The following is an 8,484-nucleotide window of genomic DNA, read 5'->3' as shown; positions in this document are numbered from 1 at the left end:
CGCCGCGCACGTCGGCACCTCCTTCGGCGCCGGATCCTCCTTCGGCTCCGGCCCGTTCCGCTCGGCCTGAGCCCGGCCCCCGCCCCCGTCCCCCCCCGGCCGGCGCGCCGGGAAGATCCTCGACGCCGGCACGCCGGCCGGCGCAGCGCCCGGCGCCGGGACCCTGCGGGCCAAGGCCCGCTCCGCGAGCGCCGCGGGCGAACGGCGCGGGACCCGTGTCCTCTACATCTCCCCGCTCAAGGCCCTGGGCGTGGACGTGGAGCGGAACCTGCGCGCCCCCCTGATCGGCATCTCGCAGACCGCGCGGCACGCCGGGATCGAGCCGCCGGAGATCAGCGTGGGCGTCCGCTCCGGGGACACGCCCCAGGCGATCCGCCGGGCGCTGCTCACGAATCCCCCGGACATCCTCATCACCACTCCCGAGTCGCTGTACCTGATGCTCACGTCCAAGGCGCGGGAGACCCTCACCGACGTGCAGACGGTGATCGTGGACGAGGTGCACGCCGTGGCCGGCACCAAGCGGGGGGCGCACCTGGCCGTCACGCTCGAACGGCTGGACGCCCTGCTGGAGCAGCCGGTGCAGCGCATCGGGCTGTCCGCGACCGTCGAGCCGATCGAGACGGTCGCCCGGTTCCTGGGCGGGCGGGAACCGGTCACCGTCGTCGCGCCGCGGGCGGAGAAGACGTGGGACCTCACCGTCTCGGTGCCCATCCCGGACATGACGGTGCTGGGCGGGCCGAGCGCCTCGCCGTCCCTGGCCGGCTCCGCCTTCGGGGACGACGACCTCGACGCCCTCGCCCCCACGACCACGGCGTCGATCTGGCCGCACGTCGAGGAGCGGGTCGTGGACCTGGTGCTCGAGAACCGGTCGACCATCGTGTTCGCCAACTCCCGCGGCCTCGCCGAGAAGCTCACGGCGCGGCTCAACGAGATCTACGCGTTCCGGGTGGAGCACACGGCCCCGGACGACGGCGCCCCGGACGGCGACCTCCGCAACGGCGACCTCCGGAACAGCGCCGGCCGGAACGGCGCCGGCCCGCACGAGGACGCCGGTGCGCCCGGGGTCCCGGCGGGCTCCGCGCCCCGGCAGGTCGGGGACGTGCTGCGCTCCGCCCTGGCCGGCCGGGACCCGGGCGCGGCCGGCGGGGCCCCCGAGCCTGCGGACCTGCGCCGGCAGACCGGCCGCTACGAGGGCGCGGCGCCCGTGCTGGCCCGCGCCCACCACGGGTCGGTCTCGAAGGACCAGCGGGCGGTCATCGAGGACGACCTCAAGACGGGGCGGCTGCGCTGCGTCGTGGCCACGTCCTCCCTGGAGCTGGGCATCGACATGGGCGCGGTGGACCTGGTCGTCCAGATCGAGGCCCCGCCCTCGGCGGCCTCGGGCCTGCAGCGCGTGGGCCGCGCCGGGCACCAGGTGGGCGAGGTCTCGCGCGGCTGGTTCTACCCGAAGCACCGCGGGGACCTGCTGGACGCCGCGGTCACGGTGGAGCGGATGCTGCAGGGCCGGATCGAGCCGCTGGCGGTCCCGCTCAACCCCCTGGACGTCCTGGCCCAGCAGACCGTCGCGGCGACCGCGCTGGGGCCGATCGACGTCGAGGAGTGGTTCGACACCGTCCGCCGGTCCTGCCCGTTCCTGACCCTGCCCCGCTCCGCCTACGACGCCACCCTGGACCTGCTCGCGGGCCGCTACCCGTCCGACGAGTTCGCCGAGCTGCGCCCGCGGATCGTGTGGGACCGGGAGACCGGGACCATCGAGGGCCGGCCCGGGGCGCAGCGCCTGGCCGTGACCTCCGGGGGCACGATCCCGGACCGCGGCCTGTTCGCGGTCTACCTCGTGGGCGAGCAGGACGGGAAGAACTCGAAGCGGGTGGGCGAGCTCGACGAGGAGATGGTCTACGAGTCCCGCGTGGGGGACGTGATCGCCCTGGGCGCCTCCAGCTGGCGGATCGAGGAGATCACCCACGACCGCGTCATCGTCTCCCCCGCCCCGGGCGTACCGGGCAAGCTCCCGTTCTGGCACGGCGACGGCCCCGGCCGGCCCGTGGAGCTGGGCCGCGCGGTGGGCCGGTTCAACCGCGAGATCGCCGGGGCCTCCGCGGAGGACGCCCGCGCCCGGCTGCGCGCGGCCGGTCTCGACGAGTGGGCCGCCGACAACCTCCTGGCCTACGTGGGCGAGCAGAAGGAGGCCGTGGGGCAGGTCCCCTCGGACCGGCTGTTCGTCGTCGAACGCTTCCACGACGAGCTCGGGGACTGGCGCGTGGTGCTGCACTCCCCGTTCGGGATGCCCGTGCACGCCCCGTGGGCGCTGGCCGTGGGAGCCCGGCTGCACGAGCGGTACGGACTGGACGGCTCCGCGCAGGCCGCCGACGACGGGATCGTGCTGCGCGTGCCGGCCATGGAGGACGAGCCCCCCGGGGCCGAGCTGTTCCTCTTCGACGCCGACGAGCTCGACCAGATCGTCACCGAGGAGGTGGGGGGCTCGGCGCTGTTCGCGTCCCGGTTCCGGGAGTGCGCCGCCCGGGCCCTGCTGCTGCCCCGGCGCGACCCCGGCCGGCGCTCCCCGCTGTGGCAGCAGCGCCAGCGCTCGGCGCAGCTGCTGGACGTGGCCCGGAAGTACCCGCAGTTCCCGATCATCCTGGAGACGATCCGCGAGTGCCTCCAGGACGTCTACGACCTGCCCGCGCTCAAGGAGCTGCACCGGGCGGTCGAGCGGCGCGCGATCCGGGTGGTCGAGACCACCACGGAGCAGCCCTCGCCCTTCGCCCGCACCCTGCTCTTCGGCTACGTGGCGCAGTTCCTCTACGAGGGCGACTCGCCGCTGGCCGAGCGCAAGGCGGCGGTTCTGTCCCTCGACGCCGCCCTGCTCAACGAGCTCCTGGGCCGCGCCGAGCTGCGGGAGCTGCTGGACCCCGAGGTCATCGAGCGCACGGAGGCGGAGCTGCAGCGCCTGGCCCCGGACCGCCGGCTGCGCGGGGTCGAGGGCGCGGCGGACCTGCTGCGCCTGCTCGGTCCGCTCACCACCGCCGAGGCCGTCCGCCGGCTCCAGGACCCCGAGGACCCGGAGTCCTCGTGCCCCGAGGACGTCGCCACCGCGTGGCTCGACCAGCTCGTGTCCGCCAACCGCGCGCTGCGGGTGCACCTGCGCGGCGTCGAGCACTGGGCCGCGATCGAGGACGCCTCGCGGCTGCGCGACGCGCTGGGGGTCCCCCTGCCCATGGGCGTGCCGCTGGCCTTCGTGGAGCCGGTCGAGGATCCCCTGGCCGACCTCGTCTCCCGCTACGCCCGCACCCACGGGCCCTTCACCGTGGACGAGGCCGCCGCCCGGCTCGGGCTGGGCACGGCCGTGGTGCGCACCACGCTGGAGCGGCTCGCCGCGGACCGGCGCGTGGTCGAGGGCGAGTTCCGGCCCGTGCGCCCCGACGGCGGCGGGGCCGGCCCCGCGGCCTCCGAGTGGTGCGAGGCGGAGGTGCTGCGCCGGATCCGGCGCCGCTCGCTGGCCGCCCTGCGCCGGGACGTGGAGCCCGTCTCCGGGCAGGTCTACGCCCGGTTCCTGCCGGCCTGGCAGCACGTCGGCCGGGACCACCAGCTGCGCGGCGAGGACGGGGTGCTGACGGTCGTGGACCAGCTCGCGGGCGTCGCCGTGCCCGCCTCGGCCTGGGAGCCGCTCGTGCTCGCGGCCCGGGTGGCCGACTACCGGCCCGAGCTGCTGGACGAGCTGACCGCCTCCGGGGAGGTGCTCTGGTCCGGGGCCGGGTCCCTGGCGGGCGACGACGGCTGGGTGTCGCTGCACCTGAGCGAGGCCGCCCAGCTGACCCTCCCCCCGGCGGAGACCCTCGCGATCGCGGCGGCGGCCCTGGACTCCACGCTGGAGCGGCGGGTGCTCGACGTCCTGGCCCCCGGCGGCGCGTGGTTCTTCCCGCAGCTGCTGGGCCTGCTCGACGCCGCCGGGGAGCCCGTTCCCGCCGCGGAGCTGACCACCGCGCTGTGGAACCTCGTCTGGGCCGGTCTGATCACCAACGACACCTTCCTGCCCGTGCGCTCCCTGCTCTCCGGCGGGCAGGCCGCCCACCGGCACAAGGCCCGGGCACCCCGGGGCCGCACCACGTCCCGCCGGGGCGCCGCCCGGCTGCGCCCCGGCGCGTCCGCACGCCCCGGGATCGGCGGGGCGCTGCGCGCCCCGACCGGCGCGGCCACCCTGGAGCGTCACGACTCCCCGCTCGTGGCCGGGCGCTGGTCGGTGCTGCGCCCCGAGCCCCTCGACCCCACGCTGCGGGCGTCGGCCACCGCGGAGCTGCTCATGGACCGCTACGGCGTGGTGACCAAGGGCCCCGTGGCGGTCGAGGAGCTCCCCGGCGGCTTCGCCACCGTGTACAAGGTGCTCTCCACGCTCGAGGACACGGGCCGGGCCCGCCGCGGCTACTTCATCGAGGGACTGGGCGCCGCCCAGTTCGCGCAGGCCGCCACGGTGGACCACCTGCGCACGTTCAGCACCGACGACCAGGTCCGCGCCGAGGAGCCCGTGGCGCTGGCGCTGGCCGCGACCGACCCCGCCAACCCCTACGGCGCGGCGCTCGAGTGGCCGGAGCCCGTGTCCGTGCCCGCCCCGGACGGCGGGGGTGCGCCCGCGGGGCGGCACCGGCCCGGGCGGAAGGCGGGCGCCGTCGTCGTGCTCGTGGACGGGGCCCTGACCCTGTACGTCGAGCGCGGCGGCCGCACCGTCCTCGCGTTCACCGACGACACCGCCGCCCTGGCCGCCGCCGGGCCCGCCGTGGCCGAGACCGTCCGCCGGGGCGCGGTGGACAAGCTGACCGTCGAGAAGGTCAACGGCGCCGGGGTCCTGGGGCACGGCCCGGTCGAGACCGCGGTGCGGGAGTCCCTGCTGGCCGGCGGGTTCTACTCGACACCGCGCGGACTGAGGATGCGCCGATGAGCGCGGACCCGGCTCCCGGGGGCGGCCGTGCCCGAGGGTGACACCGTCTACCGCCAGGCCGCCCTGCTGCGCCGCGCCCTGGCCGGGAAGGTCCTGACCCGCAGCGACCTCCGGTTCCCGTCGATCGCCACCGCGGACCTGTCGGGGCGCACCGTGACGGAGGTGGTGCCGCGGGGCAAGCACCTGCTGCTCCGCACCGACGGCGGACCCGGCGGGCTGCCCCCGCTCACCCTGCACTCCCACCTGCTCATGGAGGGCATGTGGCACGTCTACCCGCGCGGCGCCCGGTGGCGGCGCCCCGGGCACCAGGCCCGGGCGGTGCTCGAGAACGCGGCCGCGCAGGCCGTCGGCTTCGACCTCGGCATGCTGGACCTCGTGGCCACGGCCGACGAGGGCGAGCTCGTGGGCCACCTCGGCCCGGACCTGCTGGGTCCCGACTGGGACCGGGCCGAGGCCCTGGCCCGGCTCGCCCGCCATCCGCGCCGGCACGTGGGGGCCGCGCTCATGGACCAGCGCAACCTCGCCGGGATCGGCAACGTCTACCGCAACGAGGTGCTGTTCCTGCAGCGGCTGCACCCCTTCACCCCGGTGGCCGCCGTCCCGGACCTCGGCGCGGTCGTGGACCTCTCCCACCTGCTGCTGCACGCCAACCGGGACCGCTCGCAGCGCTCCACGGTGGGCGGCCCCGCCCGCCGCGGCGAGCAGTTCTGGGTCTACGGCCGCGGTCGGCAGCCGTGCCGCCGGTGCGGGGCCCCGATCCGGGAGGCGCGGATCGACGACGCCGAGCTCGTGCCCGGCGAGCCGCACCCCGGGCCGCCGCGGGACCGCGCGGTGTGGTTCTGCGACCGCTGCCAGCCCCTCCCCTCCTGAGTCCGGCCGTTGCGGCTTATCATGAGATCGCCGCCACAGCGGCCCGACATCATGAGGAGGCACCATCAACACGACCCTGCTCGGCGCAGAGTACTTCGCGGCACCCGAGGACGGCGCGGACGGCGAGGAGTTCCGCTCCGCGTCCCGTGCCTCCGCCGCGGCCCTGGACCAGCGCGAGGACGTCGTCCGCTACAAGGACCGCTTCGCCCTGCGGATCACGGACCAGACCCCGCACGACGTCATGGTCCAGAACCTGCTCTTCCTGCGCGGGGTCCTGGACTCCGCGGGGGTCGACTACCTGCTGGTGCGGGGCAACGACGAGCGCCCCGTCATCGCGGTGGACCTCAGCGACCGGCCCCGGCTGCGGCAGGCCCTGGTGGACGCGGCCGTGGGCGAGCCGTACTACGTCAAGCCGATGGACACCAAGAAGAAGACCGTGCAGCTGCTGGCCGACGGGGAGCTGTCCTCGCGCCGCAACGCCCGGGTCCTGCGGCTGTTCCGGCCCCACTACTCCGCGGAGTCCAAGCTCTACTACGGCGCCGGCACCGGCGTGCAGGTGGAGCTCTGGGAGTTCGGCGAGGACGAGATCCGGCTGCCCATCGAGAACTCCCTGACCCGGCGCACCGTCCCGGCGGCCGAGGCCGTGCGCGGCACCGTGGAGCGCTTCGGCACCACCTGGCCGACGATCGAGAACATGTTCGCCGACCACGCCATCGACATCGACTTCGAGATCGACATGATCTTCTCGTGGGTGGACGGCTCCGACGAGGAGTACCGCAAGGTCCGGGCCTCGTACATGGCCGACGCCGTGGTGGGCGAGGGCGATGCGCACGAGGCCCGCTTCCGGCAGGTCGACGAGCTGAAGTACGCTCTGCGCTCGGTGTACATGTTCGCCCCGTGGGTGCGCAACATCTACATCGCCACCGACTCCCGGCCGCCGGCGTGGCTGGCGGAGCACCCGCGGGTGCGGGTCGTGCGCAGCGAGGAGTTCTTCGCGGACACCTCGGCGCTGCCGATCTACAACTCCCAGGCGGTGGAGGCGCAGCTGCACCGCATCGAGGGGCTCTCGGAGCACTACCTGTACTCCAACGACGACATGTTCTTCGGCCGCCCGGTCGGCCCCGCGATGTTCTTCTCGCCCGGCGGGGTCACGAAGTTCGTGGAGAACGAGACCCGGATCGGCCTGGGCGAGAACCACGCCGAGCGCTCCGGCTTCGAGAACGCGGCCCGCGTCAACCGCCGGCTCCTGTGGGAGCGCTTCGGCCGGATCACGACCCGCCACCTGCAGCACTGTGCCGCACCCCTGCGGCGCAGCGTGGTGGCCGAGATGGAGCAGGAGTTCCCCACGGAGTTCGCCCGCACCGCGGCCAGCCGCTTCCGGGCCGCGGACAACATCTCGGTGACGAACTCGCTCTACCACTACTACGCGCTGCTGACCGGCCGGGCCGTGACCCAGGAGACGGCCCGCACGCTGTACGTGGACACCACCACGCGCTCCGGGCTGCAGCAGATGGAGAAGATGCTCGGCCGGCGCAACCTGGACATGTTCTGCCTCAACGACGGCAGCTTCCCGGAGGTGCCCGGCCCCGAGCGGGCGGAGCGGATGACGGAGTTCCTCGAGCGCTACTACCCCATCCAGGCTCCCTGGGAGAAGTGACCGCAGGGACCGACGGGCCCGCGGCCGGCGCCGGGATCCCGGCGCCGGCCGCGTCCGTCACCGGGGCTCAGGCGCGCGGACGCTCCCCGGGTCCGAGGTCGCCGTCGGTCCGGGCGTCACCGTCGGTTCGGGAACCACTGTCGGTCCGGGCGTCACTGTCCGTCCGGGGCCGCAGATCCGGCCCGGCGTCACCGTCGGTCCGCGCGCTGCCGTCGTTCCGGGGCCGCACGTCCGGCCCGGCGTCACCGTCGGCCCGCGCGCTGCCATCGGTCCGGACGTCGCTGTCGGTCGGGGTCCGCGGGTCCGGCCCGGCGTCACCGTCCTGCCAGGGCGCCTCGTCGGAGCGGGCACCCGATCCGCGGTCGGTGACGTCCTCGTGGCGTCCGCGCGCGGTGTCGCCCCCGGCGGAGTCGTCCCCGTCCGGGACGAGCGCCGCGGCGTCCCGGCGGTGGGTCTCCGCCTCCTGGCGCACCTTCTCGGCGTCCTCGGTGCGCCGCTGGGCGTCCTGCTCGAGGCGGTCGGCCTCGATCCGGGCCCTCTCGGCCTCGGCGCGGGCCGCGTCCGCGTCCGCCTTGCGCTCACGGGCGGAGAGGTCCTCCTCCTCGCTGCGGGCGCGCAGCTCGGCGGCACGCTGCTGGTTCTCCCGCCGCTCCGCGGCGTCGCGCTCCTTCTTCTTGCGGCTCCCGGCCAGCACGGCCAGGACGACCACGGCCAGCACGACCACGGCCAGCACGATCCAGATCCAGGTTTCCATCGGATGTTCCTCCTCGGTAGGCCCCCACGTTCCTCAATGGAAGCAGAGCCGCGCGGGTCCGGCCAGCAGCCCCGGCGTCGTGGCGGGGAGCAGCGTGCCGGACCGCCCGGCGGCCGCGCCCTCGGTGCCGCGCGCACCGATCACCGGCCGGTGCGCGCGGCGCCGAGGGGTCGAGCCGGAGCCGGCTCCCCCGCACAGGGGCGCCGGAGTCGCGCCTGGTCAGAGGGGCATTCGACGGCACACCGCCGGGCCGCGCCGCGGCGTGCCGGGGCG

Annotated in this window: 4 protein-coding genes; 3 read left to right on the top strand and 1 reads right to left on the bottom strand. The window is 75.5% G+C overall.

Annotated elements, in window-relative coordinates; genetic code table 11:
- The first annotated feature begins 163 nt into the window (after nt 1-163).
- From Q0817_RS19595 to Q0817_RS19585, 3 genes are all read left to right on the top strand, one after another.
- A complete protein-coding gene (locus Q0817_RS19595) occupies nt 164-4,930 on the top strand; it encodes a DEAD/DEAH box helicase (protein WP_298592034.1) in 4,767 nt (1,588 codons plus the stop codon).
- Between the two features lie 27 nt (nt 4,931-4,957).
- Nucleotides 4,958-5,800 carry a DNA-formamidopyrimidine glycosylase family protein gene (locus Q0817_RS19590; RefSeq protein ID WP_298592029.1) on the top strand — a complete coding sequence of 281 codons (843 nt, stop codon included), beginning with the start codon at nt 4,958-4,960 and terminating at the stop codon, nt 5,798-5,800.
- Between the two features lie 163 nt (nt 5,801-5,963).
- Nucleotides 5,964-7,457 carry a stealth conserved region 3 domain-containing protein gene (locus Q0817_RS19585; RefSeq protein WP_298592031.1) on the top strand — a complete coding sequence of 498 codons (1,494 nt, stop codon included), beginning with the start codon at nt 5,964-5,966 and terminating at the stop codon, nt 7,455-7,457.
- 67 nt (nt 7,458-7,524) lie between these two features.
- Here the strand turns inward: Q0817_RS19585 and Q0817_RS19580 are convergent, their stop codons facing one another.
- The gene (locus Q0817_RS19580; RefSeq protein ID WP_298592027.1) at nt 7,525-8,211 is read right to left on the bottom strand and encodes a hypothetical protein; all 687 of its coding nucleotides are present in this window, start codon (nt 8,209-8,211) and stop codon (nt 7,525-7,527) included.
- Nucleotides 8,212-8,484: the final 273 nt, after the last annotated feature.

The sequence above is a fragment of the uncultured Kocuria sp. genome (assembly GCF_947500125.1).
GTDB lineage: Bacteria > Actinomycetota > Actinomycetes > Actinomycetales > Micrococcaceae > Kocuria.
The sequence above is the reverse complement of the archived record's forward strand: the minus strand, read 5'-3'. Positions and strand labels throughout refer to the sequence as shown.

What these genes read in the sequence shown, in the direction of transcription:
- Q0817_RS19580 (WP_298592027.1), bottom strand. Translation starts at nt 8,211, where the DNA reads ATGGAAACCTGGATCTGGATCGTGCTGGCCGTGGTCGTGCTGGCCGTG.